Genomic DNA, 20,407 nt, shown 5'->3' with positions numbered 1-20,407 from the left:
CCCCAGATAATAGGACGTTATCCGTGGAAGAACTTCAGGCCGCCCCCACGACCAACGCGCCGTCAGCCGCCCACCAGGGACGACGAACGCTTAGCGCACGATCTGACACGGATGTTCCTCAGCCCCCTAGACGGCGGCGAAATCCACGAGACCCTCTCGGACGATGACCTCGCAGGAGTCGGCGATCCCGGTGTAGGAGGCGGCCGCCTTCTCCGGCACGGTCAGACGTCCCTGCCCGCGGTCGCGGACCTGTTCCAGGTAGCGGTTGAGGATGCCCTGCTCGCTCAGGGCTTGAGGGACTGCCAGTACGAGGACATCGATGCGGGTGCCGACGTTGCGGTACTTCTGCATGGTCTCGGCCAGATACCGCGGGTCCATGGCGATCTCCTGGACCAAGGCGTGGAGCTTGCGGCCCTCGGAGAGCGGGTCCTCACCGCGGACGAATTGTTGGGCCTGGCGCATCCAGACCCGGCCGTCGTGCCCGGTGTAGAGCGTCATGAGCCGGTCGTCCTTGGCCATGAGCTGTGCGTACTGGGGGCGGTAGGGCTTGTACAAGTCGCTGTCGATATCCGCGAACCCGCCCCGTGCGTCGAGCTGTTCGGCAACAAGCTGGGCCAACCGGGTCTTGCCGGCGCCGGGCTGACCGATCAGGAAGACAGCGGTGGCCGGGTCCTGCGGGGTGGGGCCGGTGAGGTGCTCGGGCACGATGGCGGAGACGAAGATCCGCCGGTTTTCCTCCGGCGGCGGCGGCAATCAGCCCGCTGTAGGTACCGACGACCCCGTTGATGGCCTCGATGGCCGCCTCGTAGGCCAGGGACTCCTCTGAGGACCAGCGGTGCGGGCGCAGGTGGCCGATGATGGGTTCACTCATCTCGTTCCTTCTGTCAGATTCCTGCCTTGTTTCTTCTGATCCCGATTCTGTATGAGTGAGTCTGGGATGTGGTCCTCTGCCGACCAGATCTCGCAGAAGACCCCTGTCGTGTCGTATCCGGCACGACAGGCGCCCTGAGCTGGGAATATTGCGCAGCGCGATTGCTGAGTTCGGCAAGTCCTGTGCGCCCGTGCCTGCCCGGTCGACGACCACGGCGATAGCGCGGGCCTCGATCCGCAGCCACGCACGCGGAAGGGCGGCCGGCCCCCGCCCGGGACCGGCCGCCCTTCCGCGTGCGCCGCGCTATCCGTGGTCCCGCGTCAGCTCGCTGACCGCGCCCACCACCGTCTGCGGCGCCTCCAGAGGCAGCATGTGCCCCGCGTCCGGCACCTCCTCGAAGCGTGCCCGGGGCAGCGCCTCGGCGACGACCCGGCCCAGCTTCGGTGCGATCACCTTGTCGGCGGTGCCCGCGAGGACCACCGCCGGTACGGTCACCGACACCAGGGCCTCGCGCAGGTCCATGCCCCGCGAGGAGCGGAACGCCTCCGCGCGCACCGCGGGCCCCGCCGCGGCGAACATCTGGCGGTTCACCTCGCTCAGCCGCCGGTCCGCCTTCGGGCCGAGCATGTTCTGCCCGAGGAGCTTGCGGCCCAGGGCCGGTCGCGAGACCGCCCGCTGGAACAGCGCGCTGCCCATCATGCGGACCTCGCTGTCCGGGGTCTCCTGGTCGTGCGCCGCCGTGGCCAGCAGCACCAGGCCGCTCAGCGCGGCGGCGTTCCGGTCCTCCGACGCGGCGTACGCCAGGGCGGCGAACCCGCCCCCGGAGTGCCCGACGACGACGGCGTCCGGTGCCTCCACATGCGCGAGGACCGCGCCCAGGTCCGCCCCGAGCCGGGCGATCCCGAAGGGCTCGGCGCCCTGCGAGGAGGCGCCGTGGCCCCGGAGGTCATAGGAGACGACGCGGTGCCCGAGGCGGATCAGCCGGTCGGCCACCGTGCTCCACACCCGGCGCGACGCGCCCCAGCCGTGGACCAGCACCACGGTCACGCCGGTCGGGGGCGTGAGCGGCGGCAGGACGGACACCGCCAGGCGGGCCCCGTCGTCGGTGCGCACCTGCGTCTCGGTCGCCGGTGCGGCGGCCACCGTCGTCATCGGGTACTGCCCTCCAGCTTCCGGTCCTGTGCCGCCGCGCCGGACCGGACGGCCGGAGCGCTCTCCGCCGCGAGGATCCGCCCGAGCCGGACGAACGCCTCGCTGGTGGCGGTGGAGTGCTCCGCGCCGATGTCGGCGACCTTCGCGAGGAGCTTCAGGAAGCCGTTCGGCCGCCCCACGAAGTGCATGCCGACCTTGGTGCGGCCCCCGTCGAGCGGTTCGACGTAGAAGTCGCTGGTGCCCCGGAACACCCCGGACACGTAGTCGACCGACAGCAGCCGCTGGGGCTCGACGGCCCGGGTGCGCGCGGTGAACCGCAGCTTCGGGCCGCCCTTGTCGACGCCCTTGGTGTGCACCGTGACCGCGACCTCGCCGCCCACCTCGTCCGGCGAACCGGACACGGTGGCGAAGGTGTTGGCGGGCACCCACCAGCGGCCGGCGCCGCGGAACTCGGCGATCAGCGCCGCCCACACCGCTTCCGGCGGCGCGTCCACGATCGCCTCGTCGATCAAGTCGTAAACTGTCATGCCGATTCTCCTGTCGGGGTGTTCCGGGTGGCGGTCTGGGTCTCGCCGGCCGGGGCCCGGGGCGTCCCGGATCAGCCGAAGAAGCCCTGACCGGGGGTGAGGATGCCCGCCGGGTCGTAGCGCCGCTTCGCCGCGACGAGGACCTTCCAGCGGATGCCGAAGTGGGCCCGCCAGTCCGCCGAGGTCATGTTCGGGATCGCGCCCACCAGATACCGCTTGGCGCCCAGCGCGACCGCCTTGTCGTACAGGCGGCGGTTCTGGTCCAGCATCCGCGCGATGTCCGCCCCCGGGGCCGGGAAGCGGAGCACGTCGCACAGGTACGCGGTCGGCTCGGAGGGCTGCACCGACAGCGGGCGGGTCAGCTTCGACGTCGGGTACGGGTAATAGAGCAGGAAGCCCGCGCCCAGGTCGTCGCTGTTCAGCTCGGCGGTCAGCAGGTCCGCGAACGCCTTCGCCTTCGAGGCCGGGACGAACAGGCTCAGCCACGGCTTGGGCTGACCCCAGAAGTCGTTCTCCTTGAGCCACGCCTCGTCGCCGTCGGTACGGAACACGGCCTCGCGGAACGGCAGGTCCTCGATCGTCGCGGACGCCCGCACGTCGTGCAGACCGGTGAGCAGCGCGGTGCGGTTGGGCGCGGTGCCGCCCTTCCAGTACGCCTGGCCCTCCAGCTTGTACCACCAGCCGGAGTCGTCCGGGGTGCGGGCGATCTCGCCGACCTGGCCCTCGAACCGCTTCTCCGCCATGAGCTTCTCGGAGTCGGCGAGGAACGCGGACACGTCGTTGTAGTAGAGGGTGAAGACGGTCATCTTCGGCGGTGCCGGGATCAGGGCGACCTCGGCCCGCACGATGATGCCGACCTGGCCGCCGCCGCCGAGCGCCGTGTTGAACAGATCGGCGTGGCAGCTGGGGCTGGCCGTGATCAGGTCGCCGTTGCCGGTGACGATGTCGATCGACTTCACGGTGTCGATCTGCAGCCCGTAACGCGCCACGGTGGAGCCGATGCCGCCGACGCTGAGCGTGCCGCCTATCGACAGGTGCAGGTAGTCGGTGAGCGCCGGCGGGGTCAGGCCCCGGGCGAGGGCGGCGTCGGTGAGCTGCGCCCACGTGACACCGGTCTCCACCACGGCGGACGAGGAGCCGATGCGGACGATCTTCGTCAGACCGCGCGCGTCGATCGCGATGCCGCCCTGCGGGACCTGCGCCTGCCCGTAGCAGGAGTGCGACTCCTCGTCGCCGTTCTGCCCGCCGCGGCCGTTCATCGCGATCTTCAGCCCGTTGGCCCGGGCGTAGTTGACCATCTTGACGATGTCTTGCACCGAGCCGGGACGCAGCACCGCCCAGCACGCGCCGGTCACCATGTGGCCGAAGTCGTGGTTGAACGTGGACTTGACACCCGCCGAGGTCTCCAGCGTGCCGTCGAGCGCCGGCAGGCTCGCCGCCGTATGGGCGAAGGAGTCCGACTCACGTGCCCACGCCTGGTGCGAAGTGCTCCAGCCGATGACCGTGGCGGCCGCCATGCCCCCGAGGATGCTGCGCCGCGTGATGGGGGTGCTGCTGCTTCTCATTCGGTCTGTCTCCCGTCCATTACGTGTGGTTCAGGGCCGGCAGGCCGGCGCCCGCGAGGGTGGCGAGCTGGTACTCGGAAGGGGTGAAGCGCTTGGTCTGGCGGCGGAAGCGCCAGGTGTACGTCGGCCAGATCGACGGGTTGCGCCCGTGTGCGTCGAGGTACCAGCTCTTGCAGTTGCCTGCGTTCCACACGGTGCCATCGAGGCGGGCCTGCAGCCGCTCGTTCCAGTCGTCCTGGACCGTCTTTCGAACCTCCACCGAGGCCAGGCCCTTCTGGTCCATGACCTTCAGCGCGTCCAGCACGTAGCCGATCTGCGCCTCGATCATCACGACCTGCGAGGAGTGCCCCAGGGTGGTGTTCGGGCCGAGCAGCAGGAACAGGTTCGGGAAGCCGGCGACGGTGGTGCCGCGGTGCGCGGCCATGCCGTCCTCCTGCCACACCTCGCGCAGCGACCTGCCCTCGCGGCCGGTGATCCGCCCGGCGACCGGGCGGTCCGTGGCCTTGAAGCCGGTGCCCAGGATGATCGTGTCGATCTCCCGCTCGGACCCGTCGGCGGTGACGATCGAGTGGGCGGTGACCTTGGCGATGCCGTCGGTGACCAGGTCCACGTTGGGCTGCTGGATCGCCGGGTACCACGTGTTGGAGAACAGCAGGCGCTTGCACGCCATCACGTAGTCCGGGGTCAGCTTCGCGCGCAGCTTCTCGTCGGCGACCGACTTCTTCAGGTGGTCGCTGGCCATCTTCTGCATCTTCCCGGCGACCTTGGGCCGCTTCATCACGAAGGCCAGGATCTCCCGGCCCCACATGTTGAAGTTCCGCCGGAAGTTCTGGTAGCCGGGGACCCCGCGCAGCAGCTTGGACTGGAGCGGGCTCGTCTCCTTGTCGTTCTTCGGGCCGATCCACGGCGGGGTCCGCTGGTAGAGGTCGAGCCGCCCCACCTCGGGCTGGATCTTCGGCACGAACTGGATGGCGGAGGCGCCGGTGCCGATCACGGCGACGTTGCGCCCGCTCAGGTCGTGGTCGTGCCGCCAGCGGGAGGAGTGGAAGACGGCGCCCTCGAAGTCGGAGAGGCCCGGGATGTCGGGGACCGCCGCCTCGCTGAGATAGCCGGTGCCGCTCACCAGGACCTGCGCGGTGTAGTCGCCCTGCGAGGTCTCGATGTGCCAGCGGCGGGTCGTCTCGTCCCAGCGGGCCCCGAGCAGTTCGTGGCCGAAGCGGATGTGCGGACGCACCCCGAACCGGTCGGCGGTGTCCCGCAGATACGCGTACAGCTCGTCGCGCTTGCCGAAGGTGGACTTCCACTCCGGGTTCTGCGCGAACGAGAACGAGTACAGGTGGGACATCACGTCGCAGGCAGCACCCGGGTAGGAGTTGTCCCGCCAGGTGCCGCCCACCTCGTCGGCGCGTTCGAAGACGAGGAAGTCGTCCACGCCCTTCTGCAACAGCCGGATCGCCATGCCGAGGCCGGAGAACCCGCTGCCGATGACGGCGACGCGCAGATGCCGCTGCGGTCCGCCGCCGCCGGCCGGGCGGCTGTCCTCGTCGCTGCGCGGCGGCTCTAGAGTGCTCGTCACGTCAGCCTCCTAGCGGCGCGCGATGGTGACGCGGAAGTTGTTGAAGAACTTGTCCTCGAGCGTGTACGCGAAGATGTCGAGGTAGCGCTCGAAGCGGGCCACGACCTCCTCGCCCTCCATGGCGACGGCCTCGTCACGGCGCTCGGCGAGCAGCTTCAGCCAGGCGCGGCAGGCCACCGCGAACGACTCGCGCTCGTTGACGACCTCGACCACGTCGAACAGACCCTCGGCGGCCTGCGTCAGCTCGTGCAGGTGCGGGATGTGGCAGTTCTCGAACTCCGAGCGCTGCAGGAACTTCAGGTCGTCCAGCAGCTGCCGGTTCATGGGCAGCGCCTCGGCCGTCATGGTGTGCAGCACGAAGCGGGCGCCCGGCTTCAGGGTGGCGCCGACCTTCTGGAAGAACACCCGGTACTTCTTGGTGCGCTCGCGCGGCGGCAGCGTCGAGGAGACGAAGTGCTCCAGGGCGTTGATGCAGAACGCCGCGTCGTACGGGTCGTCGGTGGTGTGGTCCTCCCAGGACTCCACCCGCGTGGTGATCCGCGGGTTGTCCAGGCCGGCGATGAACTGCTCCTGCGTGCGGCTGAGCGTCAGCCCGACCGCCTGCTCGACGCCGTGCACCGTGGTGACGCGGTTGAGCATGGTGCCCCACCCGCAGCCCACGTCCAGGACGCGGCGGGCGTTCGCCGCTCCGGCCAGCTCGACGAACTTGTCCAGCTTGCGCTCCTGGGCCTCGTCGAGGGCCTCGGTGAGACCCTCGCCCTCCTCCCAGTAACCGCCGGAGTACATCATCGTCGGGCCCAGCAGGAGGCGGTAGAAGTCGTTGCTCACCTCGTAGTGGTGCCTGATCGCGTCGACCTCGGGGACCGACTGGTTTGCGACCGTGGTCATCTTCGTCCTCAACTCCCGTCCGGCTCATGCTCATGGCGTGGTGCCTGCGATGTCATCGCGAGACGAAGAAAACCCCCGCGTCGCAAGAGACGTGCAACACGACCGGGGCGCCGGCTGTTGCGCGCCGGTTGCGTGCGTACGGGTTCCATGCGTCTCGAAAAGGCCAAGCCCTGCGGAGGAAGGACCTCACCTCATGTCTCTGCCCACCATCGAAGAACTGGCGAGCCAGCTCGAGGCCGTGTCCGGCGCCCAGAAGGTCGACCCGGACCACCCGCTCCAGCACATCCCGGACGTGGACTCGCTGGACCTCATGGAGTGGCTGTACGGGTTCCAGAACACCTACCCGGACATCCCGGCCGACGAGTCGCTCTTCGCCGACCTGGACGACACCACCACGCTGCGCCACGTCTACGACCGCATCCTGGCGCTCGTGCCGGCGCAGGCCTGAGCGGGCGCGCATGAACGGCTTCGACATCACCGGATGGGGCATATCCGTCCCCGAAAAGGTGGTCACCAGTGCGGAGCTCGCCGAGCGCTTCGGCGTGGACGAGCACTGGATCACCAGCCGGTGCGGGATCAGTGAACGGCGCGCCGTCGGGCCCGGCCAGACGACTGCCTCGCTGGCCGTCGAGGCCGGCCGGCGCGCCCTCGCCAAGGCGGGCCTGAGCGGCGGCGACATCGCTCATCTGATCGTCGCCACCGCCACGCCCGAGCAGCCCTCGCCGGCGACGTCCGCGTTCGTCCACCACGAACTGGGCATCGCCGGCAGCGCGCACGACGTCAACTCCGAGTGCGCGGGCTTCGTCTACGGGCTCGTCTCCGCGATGGCCCTCATCGCGATCGACCCGCGGCCGATCCTGCTCATCGGCTCCGACACCCACACGCTGACCGCGAACCCCGCCGACCGGGACCTGTCGATCCTGGTCGGGGACGGCGCGGGAGCCGTCGTGCTCGTCCCCGCGGCCGACAGCAACGTCCTGGCCTGGAACCTGGGCGCGGACGGCAGCTGCACCGGCAGCCTCAAGGTCCTCGCGGGCGGCAGCCGTATGCCGACCACCGAGGAAACGGTGCGCCAGGGTCTGCACTACGCGCAGATCAACGGGAACGAGATCTATCTCAACGCCGTGCGGTACACGGTCCGTACGGTCCGGGAGACGCTGAAGACCGCCAAGGTCGAGGCGGCCGACGTACGCCACGTCATCCCGCACCAGGCCAACATCCGCATCATCAACTCGATCCTCAGCCACACCGGGCTGCGGCCCGAGGCCCTGGTCGCGAACCTGCACAAGTACGGGAACACGGCGTCCGCGTCCATCCCGATCGCGCTGGCCGAGGCGCTGGACGAGGGCCGCATCGAGAACGGCGACCTGGTCCTGTTGGCCGGCTTCGGCGCAGGCATGACCTGGGGCTCCATGCTCCTCGAATGGCGCGGAGGGACACGATGAGTACGCAGAAGCCCGCCGGCACCCGGCCCGAGCACCCCGTCGCCCTGGTGACGGGCGCCTCCGGCGGGCTCGGCCAGGCGCTGGCGATCGAACTGGACGCCCTCGGCTGCAAGGTGGCCGTCCACTACAACAGCGCCAAGGACGCCGCGCTCGCGGTGCAGGAGAAGCTCTCCAACGACTCCGTCCTGGTGACCGGCGACGTCGGCTCGTACGAGGCCGTCACGGCGATGCACGCGCAGATCGCCGAGCAGTTGGGCCCGGTCGACGTCCTCGTCAACAACGGCGCGATCCGCCGTGACCAGGTCATGGCGATGCAGAAGCCCGAGGACTGGGCGGCGGTGATCCAGACCAACCTCATCGGCTCCTTCCACACGGCCCGGGTGTGCGTTCCGCACATGCTGCGCAAGCGGTGGGGCCGGGTGATCAACGTGGTCTCGCCGTCGGGTCTGATCGCGACGGCCGGACAGACGGCGTACTCCGCGTCCAAGGCCGGCCTGATCGGCTTCACCCGGACGCTGGCCGCCGAGTGCGGACGGCGGGGCGTCACGGTCAACGCGCTCTCGCCCGGATTCATGATCACGGGCATGACGCAGACCCTCCCCGACCACGTGGTGGAATCGATGGAGAAGAAGGCACCGGTGCCCCGCTTCGTGACCGTGGAAGAGGTGGCGCGCAGCTCCGCCCTCTTCCTCGACCAGGACTGTATGACCGGCCAGGTCATCAGCATCGACAGCGGCGTCACCATCACCTGATATCCACCCCCGGGGGGCTTTCTTCGGAAAGTCCCCCGGGAAAAAAATTCCGCACGAAACGTCCGCGGAATGCTCCTGCGAACCGGATTTCGCAGGAGCATTCCGCGGACGTTTCCCTGCCCGGGCAGGGCCGCCTACGCGGCCGGCGGGAGCAGGGGCTCGTACGCGCTCATCAGGAGCGGGTCGATGGTCGCCGGGCCGCCGTACGGGGTCATCGCGCGGGGCGCCTCGCGGGCCGGGTCGGGCTCGCGGAGCAGGCCCAGATAGAGCGACTGGGTGGACGGGGCGGGCTCGATGCCGAGCTCGTCCGACAGGAGCTCGCGCAGCTGCTGGTAGACGCGCAGCGCGTCGGCCCGGTTGCCGGCGGCGGCGTGCGCCGTCATCCGGCAGCGGTGCGCGCTCTCCCGGAACGGCGCCCTGCGCACCGCCTCGTCGGCGTACCGCAGGGCGTGGTGGCTGTTGCCGAGGGCGGCGGCCGAGGCGCTGGAAAGCTCCAGGGCGCTCAGGCGTACCGCCTCGATGCGCTCGCGGGTGGTGTTCACCCACTCGCCCTCGTGAGCGGGCAGGAACGCGCCGCGCAGATTGGCGACCGCGCCGGAGGCCAGTTGCAGGGCCACCGCGTGGGCGCCCTCCCGGCACGCCTGCCGGGCCTCGGAGACCGACGACTCGGCCGTCTCCACATCGGTGAGCGCGTCGCTCGGCAGATGCAGCAGATAGCGCCCGCTCTGGGCGACCAACGGCGTCTCGCCGGGCTTCTGGTGCGCGCTGGTGACGAAGGACCGCACCCGGCTGACGACACTGCGCAGCGCGGACGCCCAGGTGTCGGGCAGGCCCTGTGGCCACAGCGTGTCCGCGAGCTGGTCGCGGCTGGTGCCCGCGGAACGCTCCAGGACGAGCCGGGCGAAGGCGATTTGGGCCTGTGCGCTCGACAGGTGCCGGGGCGGTTCCGCCTCGTGCTCGATGCTGACAAGTCCTACGAGCCGGATCAACACGTCGACACTCCCTGCGGCAGATCAGGAACCGAGCGGGGAACACGGCGCCGTTGCTTTCTCTTTGCGCCGTTCGGTTCTCGCCATTCCCCGTGATGTCGTCGTGACCCTCGCAGGGGCGTTCAGGCCGTGTCAATTGAGCCCGGGAACATACCGGGGGGAATGAGTGGAAGCCCAAGTTCCGCTGAATCGAGGGTCCATGTTTCCGCCCTTCTCCATGCGTTCACCAGGGGATTTCTAGTGAATCCCGAGCGGCTTCGAGCGTAATTCGAGAAGGGCTCCGGCTTCCTTGTTGCGGCCGCGTTGCGGAGCGCGGCGTAGAAATCCTGTCATGAATAGGCCGTTCGCCGGCCGACTGAATCAGTCTGAGGAGACTCACGTGAACGCAACCGGAGGCTGGGAACGGCTGGCGCCGAAGCTGGCCGTCACGAACAAGCGCGTGGCGGCACTGGAGTCCGAGCCGGAGCGCCGCAACAGTTTCGTCTCCTACACCGTCGAGCGGGACAGCGCGTACGCCGATCTCGACGGGCAACGGCTGCTGATGATGTCCGGCTACAGCTACCTGGGTCTGGGCGGCGACGAACGCGTCGTCGCCGCCGCCAAGGCCGCGCTCGACCTCTACGGCAGCGGCAACCACGGCGTGCGCGCCCTGGCCGGGACGATCCCGTTGCACGAGGAGCTGGAGGCCGAGGTCGCGAGCTTCGCGGACCGCGAGGCGTCCATGGTCTTCAGCTCGGGCTACGCGGCGAACGTGGGCACCGTCGGCGGTCTCGTCGGCGCCGGCGACACCGTCTTCATCGACAAGTACGACCACGCCTCCATCGTGGACGGCTGCCGGCTCTCCGGCGCCACCGTCACCCGGTTCCGGCACAACGACGTCGACCACCTCGACCGGCGCCTGGCCGCCGCCTCGCCCGACGGGGTGCGGCTCGTCATCGTCGACAGCGTCTACTCCATGGACGGCGACATCGCCCCGCTGCCCGAGCTCCGCAAGGTGTGCGACGAGCACAACGCGCTGCTCATGGTGGACGAGGCCCACGCGCTCGGCGTCATCGGCGCCACCGGGCGGGGCATCGAGGAGCACTTCGACCACCGGGTGAAGGCCGACATCAAGCTCGGCACCCTGTCCAAGGGCATCCCGTCCATGGGCGGCTGGGTCACCGGACCCGCCGAGCTGATCGGCCACCTGCGCTACGCCGCCCGGCCGTTCCTCTTCTCCGCCGCCCTCGCCCCGGCCCAGGCCGGCGCCGCCCTGGAGAGCCTGCGCATCCTGCAGCGCGAGCCGGAGCGGGTCACCCACATCCAGCGCGAGTCCGCCCGCCTGCGCGCCCTGGTCAACGCCCAGGGGCTGCGTACGCAGGACAGCGAGACCGCGGTGCTGCCGCTGATCGCCGGCTCCGACGAGAAGGCGTACGACCTGGCCACCGCCTGCCGCCGCAACGGCGTCATCGGCATCCCCGTGGTCACCCCGGCCGTCCCCAACGACCTGGCCAGGCTGCGGATCGCGGTGACCGCGCGGCACACGCCCGAGGACATCGACTTCGCCGCCGACGCGTTCATCAAGTCCGCCCGCGAGTGCGGCATCATCCCGGCCTGACCGGCCGGTCAAGGCCCCGGGACACCGGACGGAGACGAGACCGAAGATGACAGCCGCAGCCTCCCACCGCACCCCGGTGGTGATCACCGGGATCGGTGTGGTCACCCCGGCGGGGTGCACCCCCGACGCCCTGTGGGCCGCGCTCCGCGCCGGCCGTTCCACCGCGGCCCCGCTCGACCACCTGGACCTGTCCCGCCACCGGGTCCGGATCGGCTGCCGGGTCAGCGGACTCGACACCCAGGGCCCCGACGCCCTCGTGTCCGCCAAGGACGCCCGGCGCATGGACCCCTTCGCGCTGTACGGCACCACGGCCGCGCTCGCCGCCCACCGCGACGCCGGCGCCCCGGTCCCCGAGCCCGGGCGCACCGCGATCGTCGTCGGCAACGCGGTGGGCGGCCGCGCCACCAGCGACCGCGAGTCCGCGCACTACAGCGAGGTGGGCCCGCACCGGGTCAACCCGCTGATGCCGCTGCTCACCATGCCGAACGCGGCGGCCGCCCAGATCGCCATGCGCCTCGGCTGGACCGGCCCCGCGACCACCATCGCCACCACCTGCGCCAGCGGCGTCGACGCCATCGGGCACGCCACCGCGCTCCTGGCGTCCGGCCAGGCCGACGTGGCGATCGCGGGCGGCTGCGAGTCCACCCTGACCCCGGTCACCCTCGCCGCCTTCGGCAACCTGAACGCGGTCTCCGGGCGCAACGACGACCCGGCGCACGCCTCCCGCCCCTTCGACCGGGACCGCGACGGGTTCGTCATGGGGGAGGGGGCCGGCTTCGTCGTCCTGGAACGCCTGGACGACGCGCTGGCCCGGGGCGCCCGCACCTACGCCCGGATCGCCGGGTACGCGGCCACCTCGGACGCGTACCACCTGTCGATGCCGCTGGCCGACGGGGCCGGCGCGGTCTCCGCGATGACCGGTGCGCTCACCGCCGCCGGGCTCGCCCCCGACGAGATCACGCACATCAACGCGCACGGCACCTCGACCCCGCACAACGACCGCGCCGAAGCCACGGCCCTCGCCAAGGTCTTCGGCTCCGACGGCCCGCCCGTCACCGCGTCCAAGGGCGTCATCGGCCACCTCATCGGAGCGGCCGGCGCCGTCGAGATCATCGCCGCCGTCCAGGCGATGCGCGCCCAAGAGGTGCCGCCCACCGCCAACCACGAACACCTGGAGCCAGGAATGGAGATCGACGTGGTGCACACCAGTCCACGGCCCGTCGCCCTGGGACCCGCGCTGTCGAACTCCTTCGGCTTCGGCGGCCACAACGCGAGCATGGTGGTGGCGCCGGTATGACGACCACCGCCCAGACCACCGCCCAGACCACAGCCCAGACCACAGCGCAGACCGCAGCGCAGGCCACCGCACAGACGCCCGCCCAGCCCCGCACCGCGATCCGCAGCCTCACCGCCGACGAGGTGGCCGCCTTCCGGGCCGCCGTCCGCGCGGACCTGCCCGCGGCCGGGGAGCCCGGCACCTCGCCGGTGCACGCCTTCGTCCTCGCGCACACCCTCGCCGACGCGACCGTACGCGACCTGGCGGCGGCCGAGCCCGAGCCCGTCTCCGTCGTCCACCTCGGCCAGGACATCCAGATCGAGCAGCCCCTGCTGCCCGGCGAGGACATCACCGTCGGCCTCGACGTCGTCGGCGCCCGCCGCGAACCGAAGGGCACCCGCGTCGCCGTCCGGGCCCGGCTCACCGGCGAGGACGGCACCCCGCGCGCCGAACTCCTCACCAGCGCCCTGCTGGTGGGCGCCGCCGCCATCGAGCCCTTCGGCCAGATCCCGGCACCGGCCGCGCCCGCCCCGTCCGGCGGAGCCGGTGAACCCGCCGCCGCCGAGCACCGGCTCACCCCCGCCTGGATCCGCGGCTACGCCCACGCCTCCGGCGACCTCAACCCGATCCACCTGGACGACCGGGCCGCCAAGGACGCCGGTTTCCCCAGCGTCATCGCGCACGGGATGAGCGTGCTCGCCCTGGCCGTCGAGGAGATCGCCGACCGGTACGCGGACGGCGACGTCACCCGCGTCCTCGCGGTCAGCGGGCGGTTCTCCGCCCCTGTGGTCCCGGACGTGCCACTGCGCGTCGAACTGGCCCCGGACGCCGACCGCACCCTGGTCCGCTTCACCTGCCGCACCCCCTCGGGCATCGCCGTGAAGAGCGGCTGGGCCCGGCTGGCGGGACGGCGGCCATGACCGGCCGGGACGGCACCACCGGACTACTGCCCGGCTTCCTCACCCAGGTCCGAGAGCGCCCCGACGCGCCCGCCCTGGTCTGGCACGGCGAGGAGACCAGCTACCGCGAGCTGTACGAGAGCGCCGGCCGCGAACGCGAACGCCTCGCCCTGCTCGGGCTGCCGACCGGGGAACCCGTCGGCATCCTCGCCGAGAAGTCGCCCGACGCCCTCGCGCTCGTCCTGGGCTGCCTGCTCGCCCACCGCCCGTTCCTGCTGCCCTCCCCGCACCTCGGCGAGCAGCTGCTGACCCAGCTGTTCGCCCAGGCCGGCTGCGGGTACGTGCTGACCCCGGGCGGCGAACCGCGCGGGGTGCGGGTCCCGGCCCGCTCGGCGGCGTACCCGGTGCCTCCCCGTACCGCCTTCATGCTCACCACGTCCGGCTCCACCGGGCTGCCCAAGACCGTCCCACTGGACGAGCGGGCCGTGGACCGGTTCGTCAGCTGGGCCGGGCCCGCCTTCGCCGTCGCGCCGGGGACCACCGTCCTCAACTACGCGCCGCTCAACTTCGACCTCTGCTTCCTCGACGTGTGGACGACCCTCGCGCACGGCGGGCGGGTCGTCCTCGTGGACTCGGACAAGGCCGTCGACGGACGCCACCTGCTCGACCTGCTGCTCCGTCACGACGTGGAGATCGTCCAGGCCGTGCCGATGTTCTACCGGCTCGTGCTGGACGCCGCCCGCCGGGCCGGGGTGCTGCTGCCGTCGGTGCGCCGGGCCGCCTTCACCGGCGACGTCCTGCCCGAACGCACCCTGGCCGAGCTGCGCGAGGTGCTGCCCGCCGCCCGCCTCACCAACATCTACGGCTGCACGGAGACCAACGACAGCTTCACGTACGACGTCGGCACCGACGCCACCGTCTCCGGCCCGCTGCCCATCGGCACCCCGCTCCCCGGGGTCTCGGTGCTCGTGCTGGACGCCGACGGCCAGGAGGTCACCGGCCCCGGCGCCGGGGAGCTGCACGTCAGGACGCCCTTCCAGACCGCCGGTTACCTCGACCCGGCCCGCAGCCAGGGCCGGTTCACCGGTCACCCGCTCGGCCACGACGACGGCACCTGGTTCCGCACCGGCGACCTCGTACGGCGCGACGCCGACGGGCTGCTGTACCTGACCGGACGCAGCGACTTCCAGGTCAAGGTGCGCGGCGTCGCCGTCAACACCGCCGAGATCGAGCAGGTGCTGCTCAGCCACCCCGCGGTCCTGGAGGCCGGGGTCGCCGCGCAGCCCGACCCGCTCACCGGCAAACGGCTCGTCGCCGGGGTGCGGCGCGCACCCGGCAGCGGCCTCAACAGCCTGCTCCTGAAGGAACACTGCGCCCGCGCCCTGCCCCGGGCCGCCGTCCCCGGCGTCCTGCGGATCACCGACGAACCGCTGCCCAAGACCCCCACCGGAAAGGTCGACCGCACCGCGCTCGACCGGCTGCGCGGACCGTCCCAGGCGCCGGACCACTCGCGCCGGCTGACCACAGTAGAAGGAAGGACGTCATGAGCAACACGGCCACCATCAAGCAGTTCCTGATCGAGGAGTTCCTGCCGGACCTCACGCAGGACGAACTCGCCGACGACCAGGACCTGCTGTCGAGCGGAGCCATCGACTCGCTCGGCCTGCTCAAGCTCATCGCCTGGGTGGAGGACCGCTTCGGGCTCGCCGTGGACGACACGGACCTCGACCCCAACAACTTCCGCAGCGTCACCGCGATCGACACCTTCGTGGCCAATGCGCGCCAGGGGGTGAGCGGCTAGGGGCCTGTCGTTTGGGCCATGCCGGGCTCGCGGGCCCTGGCACCGCACCTCGCGGCGTTGTCGTCAATCACCAACGCTCCGCGTTGATTCAATCCTCCGCCTTGCGATGCACGGCACCAGAGCCCGCTCCCTGATCCGGCCTGACCCAAACGAAAGGCCCTACCATGCACGACGCGCTCACCGGCCTGCTGGCGCGGCGCACGGTGGCCGAGCACGAGACCTGGCGGTCTCTGTGGGACCGGCTCGGCGACGGCACGCTCCCCCGGGAGCAGGCCGTCGCCCTGCTGGCCTCGCTGACCACCCGGCTCCCCGACCCCGCGACGCTTGCCGCCCTGCACGGCACACTCATGGAACGGCGCCCCGCGCGCCCCGGGCCCGCCTGGCCCGCGACCGTCAACGTCGTGGGCACCGGAGGCGGTCCCGCCACCTTCAACGTCTCCACCGCTTCGGCCTTCGTCGCGGCCGCCGCCGGGGTGCGTGTCGTCAAGTCCGGCTCCCGGGCCTACACCTCCAGCCTCGGCTCCGTCGACCTCCTCGAACGCCTCGGGGTGCGCCTCACCTCCTCGTACGAGCAGACCGAGGAGCACCTGGAGCGGGACGGGATCGCCTTCACCGGGCCGTTCGTCTACCCGGTCGAGCTCGCCCGGCTCGCCCGGCTGATCGCGCCCGTGAGCATGAAGCCGTTCGGGCGGTTCCTCAACGCGCTCGGGCCGCTCCTCGCCGATCTGCCGGTCGCCGCCCAGGTCACCGGGGTCTCGCACACCATGCCCCTGGACGACCTGCGCCGCCTCGCCGCCACGGTCACCGGCCGCACGGTGTGGCTCACCAGCAACGACCGGGGCGCCGACGAACTCCTCGGCTTCGCCCGCAACACCGTCCACATCGCGCGGGGCGAGGACCAGGTCCTGGAGCCCGGCGCGCTGATCCCGGCCGACGGCGGCTTCGAGGCGCTGGCCCCCGCGCCCAAGGACGCGGCCACCGACCACTTCCTGGCCGTGCTCGCCGGGCGCGCCCATCCGGCGGCCACCCACACCGTCCGCCTCAACGCCGCCGCGCTCGCCCTCGCGGCCGGCCATCACACCACCTGGCGCGACGCGCTCGACGCCACGGACGACGCCGTCACCAGCGGGGCCGCCGTGGCCCTGGTCGAGCGGCTGCGCTCCCGGCGGACCGCGGCGACGGCGGGGGCGGTCCGCCATGGCTGACTTCTTCACCGGGCGCGGACCCGGCCGGCCCGGGCTCACGCTGTTCCTCAACGCGGGCGACCCGGCGCTGGACGAGCTCGCCGAGGTCGTGCACATGCTCGACGAGGAGGGCGTCGACTGCCTCGAACTGGCGGTGCCCTTCCCGGACTCCTTCACCGACGGGCCGGTCGTACGCCGCTCCGCCCGCCGCGCCCTGGACCGGGGCACCGGCCTGGACGACGTCCTCGGCTTCGTCGCCCGCGTCCGGCCGGGGCTGCGGCGGCTGCGGATCGCGCTGCTCGCCGACTGGAGCCACTCCCTCAAGCACCGGGACCTGGGCGCGGCCGTCAAGGACGTCACCGCCTCCGGCGCCGACGGGCTCCTGGTGCACGGCCTGCCGCCCCGGCTGCGGGACGCCTACCGCGAGGCCACCGAGGCGGCCGGCACCGCCGTCGTCACCACCTGTTACCCGACCAGCCCCGAGGAGACCCGGGCCCGCGCGGCCCGCGAGTCCTCCGCATACGTCTATCTGGTGGCGCACTACGGCCGCAGCGGCACCGCGCCGCCCGCCGGGCACGCCGCGCTCGCCCCGGTCGTCGCCGGGCTGCGGGCCCACACGAACTCCCCGATAGCCGTCGGCTTCGGGGTCAGTACGCGCAACCACGTCGCGGCGGTCGCCGCGAGCGGCGCCGACGCAGCGATCGTCGGCTCCGCGGGCGTGGCGCGCGTGGAGCAGGCCCTCGATGAGGAGGGCTCCGTCACCACGGCACTGCGCGACTTCGTCCGGTCGCTCCAGCCCGGACCGGACGAGACCAGTACGGCCAATACCCCTATCCGAACAAGGAGTTGACCATGATCATCCGTGACCTGGAGACCGTCAAGAGCGTCGACTGGGGCAACGGGCTCAGCCGTCGTTTCCTCACCGCATCCGACGGCGTCGGCTACTCGATCACCGACACCACGGTGCGAGCCGGCACCAAGTCCCGCCTGGAGTACCGCAACCACCTGGAGTCCTGCTACTGCATCGAGGGCTCCGGCGAGGTGGTCGAGCTCGACGGCACCGTGCACCCCATCACGCCGGGCCGGCTGTACTCCCTCGACGAGCACGACGCGCACTACCTCGTCGCATCCCCGCACGAGGACCTGAGGCTCGTCTGCGTCTTCACCCCGGCGCTGCAGGGCGACGAGGTGCACAGCCTCGACGCGCACACCTCCTCCGCCTACTGATCCACACGGCACCCGCACCTCTGAAAGGGGTCCCAGTGATCCGCTGGAACACCGACCAGGCCGACCTCCGGGCCGGCCTGGCCCGGTGGGGCGAGGCACTCAGCGCCGACCACATCGCCCAGGACGAACGAGCGGAGTTCTCCTGGGAGAAGTGGAAACTGGTGCGCCGGTCCGGCATCCTCGCCCTGCCCTTCGCCGAGGAGCACGGCGGCCTGGGCCAGTCCCTCCTCACCACCATGTACGTCCTGGAAGGGCTCGGCGAGCACTGCCAGGACGCGGGTCTGAACTTCTGCGTCACCACCACGCTCGCCAGCACCGGCGTCCCCCTCATGCGGTTCGGCACGCCCGCCCAGAAGGACAGGTACCTCCCCCGGATCAGCTCCGGCGAGGCGATCGGCGCCCATGCGATCACCGAGTCGGAGTCCGGCAGCGACGCGATGGCGATGACCACGCGCGCCGAACGCGACGGCGACGACTTCGTGCTGAACGGAAGCAAGTGCTTCGTCAGCAACGGACCCGTCGCCGACGTGTTCGTCGTGTACGCGCGCACCCACCCCGACGGCGGGGCCCTGGGTGTGACCGCGTTCCTCGTGGACCGGGACACCCCGGGCCTGACCGTCGGCAAGCCCGTCAAGAAGATGGGCCTGCGTACCTCTCCGCTGAGCGAGCTGTACTTCGACGACTGCCGCGTCCCGCGCGACCGGGTCCTCGGCCGGGTGGGCGGCGGCTTCATCGTCCTCGACTACGTGATGAAGCGGGAGATCCTGCTCTCGTTCATCGTGAACGTGGGGGAGATGCAGCACCGGTTCGACCGCTGCGTCGAGTACGCCCGCACCCGCCGGTCGTTCGGCAAGACGATCGGCTCCTACCAGTCCGTCGCCAACAAGATCGTGGACGCCAAGATCGGTCTGGAGTCGGCCAGGAAGTGGCTCTACGACACCGCCGAGCGGCTTGAGGAGGGCGAGGACGTCACCGAGGACCTGGCCATCGCCAAGCTGATCACCAGCGAGGCCAACCTCGCGAGCTCCCTCACCGCCGTCCAGGTCTTCGGCGGCCACGGCTACATGAGCGAATACGGCCTGGAGATCGACGTCCGCAACGCCGTGGGCGGCACGATCTACTCGGGCAGCAACGAGATCCAGTACAACCGCATCGCGTCCAAGCTGGGCCTGGGCCGATGACCACCCTGTCCCCACCGCGCACCCTCAAGGTCTGCGGCGCCACCAGCACCCGTGACATCGGGGTGCTGGCCGGCGCCGGGGCCGGACTCGTCGGCCTCTGGCACGGCGTCCCCGGCGGCCCCGCGGACCTGCCCGAGCACGAAGTGGCCGCCCTCGCGGCGGCCGTCCGCGCCACCGGCGCCCTGCACCCCGTCCTGGTCACCTTCCTCGGTGACCCGGACGCGGTCGCGGGCGTCCTGCGCCGCACCGGCATCCGCATCGTCCAGCTCCACGCCTACCAGCCGCCCGCCACCGTCCGCGCCCTGCGCACGGCACTGCCCGACGCCGTCATCGTCAAGGTGCTGCACGTCGCGGACGGCACCTGCCCGGAACGCCCCCTGATCGGGGCGTACGAGCGGGCCGGCACCGACCTCTTCCTCATCGACGCCACCACCGCCGACGGCCGCGTCGGCAGTACGGGGCAGCGCCTGGACGAGGACACCGTCCTCCGGCTGGCCGAACGGTTCACCCTGCCGTTCTGGCTCGCCGGCGGACTCGACCGGACCAACCGGTCCGCGTACGAACGGGTCCTGCGCCACCCCCGGCTGCGCGGCATCGACGTCGACACCGCGGCCCGCGGCGACGACGGCCGCTTCGGCGCGATCGAGGTGGCCGGACTGGCCCAGGCCTGGGACACCGGGCCGGGCCACCCCGCCCCCCGCACTCCTTCCGCCACGGACACCCCGACCACACGGCCTACGGAGCAGCCATGAGCCTTCCCTTCATCGAGTCCCTGCTGTCGGCCCCGCAGCCCCTGGTGATGGAGGTCAAGCGGCGCGACGCGTTCGGCTTCGACCTCATCTCAGGACACACCCCCGCAGAGATCGTCACCGCCTACGAGAAGGCCGGGGCGCCCTGCATCTCGGTCGTCACGGGGCGCTGGTTCGGCGGCACCCGCGAACTGCTCCGCGATGTCGCCCGGCTGACCGAACTCCCCCTGCTCCAGAAGGACTTCATCACCCGCAAGGACCAGCTGGAGACCGCGCGGGAGCTCGGCGCCTCGGCCGTCCTGCTCACCGCCGGACTGCTCTCCGCCTCCGCGCTGCGCGGGCTCACCATCGCGGCGCTCGGCGCGGGCCTGACCCCGTTCGTCGAGGCCACCACCGAGGCCGAGATCGCTTCCGTGCCGCACGCCGACGAGTGCGTCATCGCCGTCAACAACAAGGACATCAAGACCCGCGAGCGCGACCGGGGCGACCTGGCCCGCAGCTTCGAGCTGCTGCCCGCCCTGCGCGCGAGCGGCACCCCCTGCCCGGTGAGCGCCAGCGCCATCGACAGCCCGCAGACGGCGGCCCGGCTGCTCGACGCCGGCTACAAGGGCCTCCTCGTCGGCACCGCCCTGCTGCGCAGCGGCGACCCCGGCGAGTGGCTGCGTACGCTGGAGAGCAGCCGTAACACCACACAGTCGGCCCTCCATCCGTCGTGAGTGTCCGTACCG

At 71.5% G+C, this 20,407-nt stretch carries 21 protein-coding genes; 14 read left to right on the top strand and 7 right to left on the bottom strand.

The window, feature by feature from the left end:
- Window positions 1-126: 126 nt before the first annotated feature.
- The 6 genes from AMK18_RS33385 to AMK18_RS33360 form a co-directional block, all read right to left on the bottom strand.
- Window positions 127-753: a zeta toxin family protein gene (locus AMK18_RS33385; RefSeq protein ID WP_073865776.1), complete on the bottom strand. Its 627-nt coding sequence runs from the start codon at window positions 751-753 to the stop codon at window positions 127-129.
- Window positions 754-1,174: 421 nt separating this feature from the next.
- Window positions 1,175-2,023, bottom strand: a complete 849-nt coding sequence (locus AMK18_RS33380; RefSeq protein WP_018105952.1) for an alpha/beta fold hydrolase — start codon at window positions 2,021-2,023, stop codon at window positions 1,175-1,177.
- The gene (locus AMK18_RS33375; protein ID WP_241836716.1) at window positions 2,020-2,550 is read right to left on the bottom strand and encodes an SRPBCC family protein; all 531 of its coding nucleotides are present in this window, start codon (window positions 2,548-2,550) and stop codon (window positions 2,020-2,022) included. Before AMK18_RS33375 ends, AMK18_RS33380 begins: the two co-directional genes overlap by 4 nt.
- Before the next feature lie 71 nt (window positions 2,551-2,621).
- Entirely contained in the window at window positions 2,622-4,115 is a 1,494-nt protein-coding gene (locus AMK18_RS33370; RefSeq protein WP_018105950.1) for an FAD-binding protein, read from the bottom strand.
- Between the two features lie 19 nt (window positions 4,116-4,134).
- A complete protein-coding gene (locus AMK18_RS33365) occupies window positions 4,135-5,691 on the bottom strand; it encodes a flavin-containing monooxygenase (protein ID WP_073865774.1) in 1,557 nt (518 codons plus the stop codon).
- Window positions 5,692-5,700: 9 nt separating this feature from the next.
- A complete protein-coding gene (locus AMK18_RS33360) occupies window positions 5,701-6,579 on the bottom strand; it encodes a class I SAM-dependent methyltransferase (protein WP_018105948.1) in 879 nt (292 codons plus the stop codon).
- 193 nt (window positions 6,580-6,772) lie between these two features.
- Between AMK18_RS33360 and AMK18_RS33355 the strand changes: the two genes are divergently transcribed.
- The 3 genes from AMK18_RS33355 to AMK18_RS33345 are packed head-to-tail and all read left to right on the top strand — an operon-like array spanning window position 6,773 to window position 8,776.
- A complete protein-coding gene (locus AMK18_RS33355) occupies window positions 6,773-7,027 on the top strand; it encodes a hypothetical protein (protein WP_018105947.1) in 255 nt (84 codons plus the stop codon).
- Window positions 7,028-7,037: 10 nt separating this feature from the next.
- On the top strand, window positions 7,038-8,024 hold the full coding sequence (locus AMK18_RS33350; protein WP_018105946.1) for a 3-oxoacyl-ACP synthase III family protein: 987 nt from the start codon (window positions 7,038-7,040) through the stop codon (window positions 8,022-8,024).
- Complete coding sequence (locus tag AMK18_RS33345; RefSeq protein ID WP_018105945.1) at window positions 8,021-8,776, top strand: SDR family NAD(P)-dependent oxidoreductase; 756 nt, start codon at window positions 8,021-8,023, stop codon at window positions 8,774-8,776. Before AMK18_RS33350 ends, AMK18_RS33345 begins: the two co-directional genes overlap by 4 nt.
- Window positions 8,777-8,910: 134 nt before the next feature.
- Here AMK18_RS33345 and AMK18_RS33340 read toward each other — a convergent pair whose 3' ends face one another.
- Window positions 8,911-9,768 (bottom strand): AfsR/SARP family transcriptional regulator, encoded by an 858-nt coding sequence (locus AMK18_RS33340; protein ID WP_073865773.1) that lies wholly within the window; start codon window positions 9,766-9,768, stop codon window positions 8,911-8,913.
- 376 nt (window positions 9,769-10,144) lie between these two features.
- Here AMK18_RS33340 and AMK18_RS33335 point away from each other — a divergent pair, with 376 nt between their 5' ends.
- From AMK18_RS33335 to AMK18_RS33285, 11 genes are all read left to right on the top strand, one after another.
- Window positions 10,145-11,362, top strand: a complete 1,218-nt coding sequence (locus AMK18_RS33335; protein WP_018105943.1) for an aminotransferase class I/II-fold pyridoxal phosphate-dependent enzyme — start codon at window positions 10,145-10,147, stop codon at window positions 11,360-11,362.
- Window positions 11,363-11,408: 46 nt separating this feature from the next.
- Window positions 11,409-12,659, top strand: coding sequence for a beta-ketoacyl-[acyl-carrier-protein] synthase family protein (locus tag AMK18_RS33330; RefSeq protein WP_073865772.1), 1,251 nt, complete (start codon window positions 11,409-11,411; stop codon window positions 12,657-12,659).
- On the top strand, window positions 12,656-13,558 hold the full coding sequence (locus tag AMK18_RS33325; RefSeq protein ID WP_073865771.1) for a MaoC family dehydratase: 903 nt from the start codon (window positions 12,656-12,658) through the stop codon (window positions 13,556-13,558). Before AMK18_RS33330 ends, AMK18_RS33325 begins: the two co-directional genes overlap by 4 nt.
- The gene (locus AMK18_RS33320; protein WP_073865770.1) at window positions 13,555-15,084 is read left to right on the top strand and encodes an AMP-binding protein; all 1,530 of its coding nucleotides are present in this window, start codon (window positions 13,555-13,557) and stop codon (window positions 15,082-15,084) included. Before AMK18_RS33325 ends, AMK18_RS33320 begins: the two co-directional genes overlap by 4 nt.
- On the top strand, window positions 15,081-15,338 hold the full coding sequence (locus AMK18_RS33315; protein ID WP_073865769.1) for an acyl carrier protein: 258 nt from the start codon (window positions 15,081-15,083) through the stop codon (window positions 15,336-15,338). The genes AMK18_RS33320 and AMK18_RS33315 overlap by 4 nt, the downstream gene beginning before the upstream one ends.
- A 164-nt stretch (window positions 15,339-15,502) precedes the next feature.
- Entirely contained in the window at window positions 15,503-16,543 is a 1,041-nt protein-coding gene (locus AMK18_RS33310) for a hypothetical protein (protein WP_073865768.1), read from the top strand.
- Window positions 16,536-17,372: a tryptophan synthase subunit alpha gene (gene trpA, locus AMK18_RS33305; RefSeq protein WP_018105937.1), complete on the top strand. Its 837-nt coding sequence runs from the start codon at window positions 16,536-16,538 to the stop codon at window positions 17,370-17,372. The genes AMK18_RS33310 and trpA overlap by 8 nt, the downstream gene beginning before the upstream one ends.
- Before the next feature lie 2 nt (window positions 17,373-17,374).
- A complete protein-coding gene (locus AMK18_RS33300; protein WP_018105936.1) occupies window positions 17,375-17,749 on the top strand; it encodes an ectoine synthase in 375 nt (124 codons plus the stop codon).
- Window positions 17,750-17,784: 35 nt separating this feature from the next.
- Window positions 17,785-18,930 (top strand): acyl-CoA dehydrogenase family protein, encoded by a 1,146-nt coding sequence (locus AMK18_RS33295; protein ID WP_018105935.1) that lies wholly within the window; start codon window positions 17,785-17,787, stop codon window positions 18,928-18,930.
- Window positions 18,927-19,682, top strand: a complete 756-nt coding sequence (locus tag AMK18_RS33290) for a hypothetical protein (RefSeq protein WP_018105934.1) — start codon at window positions 18,927-18,929, stop codon at window positions 19,680-19,682. Before AMK18_RS33295 ends, AMK18_RS33290 begins: the two co-directional genes overlap by 4 nt.
- Window positions 19,679-20,395: an indole-3-glycerol-phosphate synthase gene (locus AMK18_RS33285; RefSeq protein ID WP_073865767.1), complete on the top strand. Its 717-nt coding sequence runs from the start codon at window positions 19,679-19,681 to the stop codon at window positions 20,393-20,395. Before AMK18_RS33290 ends, AMK18_RS33285 begins: the two co-directional genes overlap by 4 nt.
- Window positions 20,396-20,407: the final 12 nt, after the last annotated feature.

It is taken from the genome of Streptomyces sp. CB01249, from assembly GCF_001905735.1.
GTDB lineage: Bacteria > Actinomycetota > Actinomycetes > Streptomycetales > Streptomycetaceae > Streptomyces.
The sequence above is the reverse complement of the archived record's forward strand: the minus strand, read 5'-3'. Positions and strand labels throughout refer to the sequence as shown.

What these genes read in the sequence shown, in the direction of transcription:
- AMK18_RS33370 (WP_018105950.1), bottom strand. Translation starts at nt 4,115, where the DNA reads ATGAGAAGCAGCAGCACCCCCATCACGCGGCGCAGCATCCTCGGGGGC.
- AMK18_RS33320 (WP_073865770.1), top strand. Translation starts at nt 13,555, where the DNA reads ATGACCGGCCGGGACGGCACCACCGGACTACTGCCCGGCTTCCTCACC.
- AMK18_RS33380 (WP_018105952.1), bottom strand. Translation starts at nt 2,023, where the DNA reads ATGACGACGGTGGCCGCCGCACCGGCGACCGAGACGCAGGTGCGCACC.
- AMK18_RS33315 (WP_073865769.1), top strand. Translation starts at nt 15,081, where the DNA reads ATGAGCAACACGGCCACCATCAAGCAGTTCCTGATCGAGGAGTTCCTG.
- AMK18_RS33355 (WP_018105947.1), top strand. Translation starts at nt 6,773, where the DNA reads ATGTCTCTGCCCACCATCGAAGAACTGGCGAGCCAGCTCGAGGCCGTG.
- AMK18_RS33310 (WP_073865768.1), top strand. Translation starts at nt 15,503, where the DNA reads ATGCACGACGCGCTCACCGGCCTGCTGGCGCGGCGCACGGTGGCCGAG.
- AMK18_RS33350 (WP_018105946.1), top strand. Translation starts at nt 7,038, where the DNA reads ATGAACGGCTTCGACATCACCGGATGGGGCATATCCGTCCCCGAAAAG.
- AMK18_RS33290 (WP_018105934.1), top strand. Translation starts at nt 18,927, where the DNA reads ATGACCACCCTGTCCCCACCGCGCACCCTCAAGGTCTGCGGCGCCACC.
- AMK18_RS33345 (WP_018105945.1), top strand. Translation starts at nt 8,021, where the DNA reads ATGAGTACGCAGAAGCCCGCCGGCACCCGGCCCGAGCACCCCGTCGCC.
- AMK18_RS33375 (WP_241836716.1), bottom strand. Translation starts at nt 2,550, where the DNA reads ATGACAGTTTACGACTTGATCGACGAGGCGATCGTGGACGCGCCGCCG.
- AMK18_RS33330 (WP_073865772.1), top strand. Translation starts at nt 11,409, where the DNA reads ATGACAGCCGCAGCCTCCCACCGCACCCCGGTGGTGATCACCGGGATC.
- trpA (WP_018105937.1), top strand. Translation starts at nt 16,536, where the DNA reads ATGGCTGACTTCTTCACCGGGCGCGGACCCGGCCGGCCCGGGCTCACG.
- AMK18_RS33360 (WP_018105948.1), bottom strand. Translation starts at nt 6,579, where the DNA reads ATGACCACGGTCGCAAACCAGTCGGTCCCCGAGGTCGACGCGATCAGG.
- AMK18_RS33300 (WP_018105936.1), top strand. Translation starts at nt 17,375, where the DNA reads ATGATCATCCGTGACCTGGAGACCGTCAAGAGCGTCGACTGGGGCAAC.
- AMK18_RS33325 (WP_073865771.1), top strand. Translation starts at nt 12,656, where the DNA reads ATGACGACCACCGCCCAGACCACCGCCCAGACCACAGCCCAGACCACA.
- AMK18_RS33285 (WP_073865767.1), top strand. Translation starts at nt 19,679, where the DNA reads ATGAGCCTTCCCTTCATCGAGTCCCTGCTGTCGGCCCCGCAGCCCCTG.